Genomic DNA, 1,908 nt, shown 5'->3' on the forward strand with positions numbered 1-1,908 from the left:
ATAGTTTAATGAATAAATTTTTATATTATTTATAATAGTTATAGGATGGGAAAAATGAGAAACAAAAAAAGATAAAAGCAATAATAATTTTTCTTATATCTATTATTATTTTAATAAGTAGTAGTATTTATATTGTGAAAGCAAATAATGATAGAAAATTAAAAGTGCAAATAGAAGAAATAATTAAAGAATTTGATGATATTGAAATTATTAATATGAATAGTAATGAAGAAAATGTATATAACCATCTAAAAGAAAATTTTAATGGAAACATAGCTAATAAGAATTTAAATGGAGCAAAGGATATTATAACTCAATTAAGTAATTTAAAATCATCAGTGGAAAAAAGAATTAAAGATGAAGAAGATAAAAAACTAGAAGAAGAAAAGATAAAAGAAGAGTTAGAGAAAAAAGCTGTTGAGAAAGAAAAAAATGAGGAAAATGATTCTACTGTTTTAGAAAATAATAATAATGAAATAACTAATAGTAACAATAGTACACAAACTCAAAACAATAATAATCCTAAAATTGCTAATACATCTGTAGCAAAAAGCTCAAATCAAATAATTTCTGTTGTAAGTACAGGGGGAAGTACAGCGGAGTTAGTTTTATGGCAGAAAGATAGTAATGGTAATTGGTATGAATATGACAGTATGTTTGCAAGATTAGGTGAAAATGGAATGAAGAATGCAAGTGAAGTATATGAAATGGACTTATGCACCCCAACTGGAGTATATAGTTTAACAGAAGCATTTGGAGTAGCACAGAATCCAGGAAGTAAGATTCCATATAGAGTACTAGATGGGTCTGAATATTGGGTAGATGATGAAAGTTCATCTTACTATAATACAATGCAGTTTGGCTCTGCAAATGGAAGATGGAATTCAGCAGAGCATTTAATAGAGCATAGTAATGCATATAAATATTCATTAGTAATAGACTATAATAGATGGCCTGTAATTCCAGGAAAAAGCTCTGCAATATTCTTACATGTAGATGTTGGAATTCCTACATGGGGGTGTGTAGCTGTAGAATTAAATAAAATGAAGGAAATTCTACAATGGATAAATCCATCAGAAAATCCTCAAATAATGATTGCTTTAAATTATAGTACACTTTACTCTTATTAAGATATATTGGAATTATATAAAAGTTAGAAATAATTTTACATAAATATAGAAAAATATTTTACTATAATAAGGCTGGAATTATAAACAATATGATTCCAACCTTATTTTTTATAATTATTTTTAATTAGCCATATCGATAAATTCTTCTTTTTCTTGGAGAGGCAAGATAATTATAAGCAGATGTCCAATAAGAGATTAAATGTGGTTTATATTTTAGAACATCCTTTAAAAACTTATCAAACAAGTGAAGCTTGACTAATATTTTAATTATATCTTTAGGATATGGAGTTATTTTTGAATAAGGTTTTCTTGGATCTATTATCATAATTTTACCCTTTGAATCTACAAATATATGAGCATTTCTTATATTAATTCTTTTAAACTTTAATCTTTTTAAATCTTCAATAAGATCGATTATTTCTACTGATAGATTATATGGTAAGCCGTGTTTTGAAATATATTCAAAGAGATTATCACCACTTACATAGTCTCTTATTAAAATATTACTTATCCTTAATATAGGCTTAGGGAAAAAAGGGCTATCTAAGGTTTTTCTAAGGATTTCTTCTTCATTCTTAGCAGATTTTATGTTTTTAAATGTTTTAAGAGCATATCCTTCAGGGGTCAAGTATACAGAGCCTTCAGCTCCAGATCCTAAAAGTTTACAATCTTGAATTTCTAATAAGTATTTCATATTACCACTCTATAATAATTACTTTTAGATATTATATGCAAAAAAGAAAATATGATATTAAATAAGTATTAATTAATGTAATAA

The 1,908-nt window shown here is 25.7% G+C and carries 2 protein-coding genes; one reads left to right on the forward strand and one right to left on the reverse strand.

The genetic code is table 11. The features are described from left to right. The first annotated feature begins 134 nt into the window (after positions 1 to 134). Positions 135 to 1,130: a L,D-transpeptidase family protein gene (locus tag A500_RS21140; RefSeq protein ID WP_016206628.1), complete on the forward strand. Its 996-nt coding sequence runs from the start codon at positions 135 to 137 to the stop codon at positions 1,128 to 1,130. Between the two features lie 124 nt (positions 1,131 to 1,254). Here A500_RS21140 and A500_RS05670 read toward each other — a convergent pair whose 3' ends face one another. Further along, positions 1,255 to 1,824, reverse strand: a complete 570-nt coding sequence (locus A500_RS05670) for a protein kinase family protein (protein ID WP_016206629.1) — start codon at positions 1,822 to 1,824, stop codon at positions 1,255 to 1,257. Positions 1,825 to 1,908 lie beyond the last annotated feature (84 nt).

It is taken from the genome of Clostridium sartagoforme AAU1 (assembly GCF_000401215.1).
In the GTDB taxonomy this organism is placed as follows: Bacteria; Bacillota; Clostridia; order Clostridiales; family Clostridiaceae; genus Clostridium; species Clostridium sartagoforme.

Excerpts from the sequence above, each read along its gene's own strand:
- A500_RS05670 (WP_016206629.1), bottom strand. The coding sequence starts at position 1,824 with ATGAAATACTTATTAGAAATTCAAGATTGTAAACTTTTAGGATCTGGA.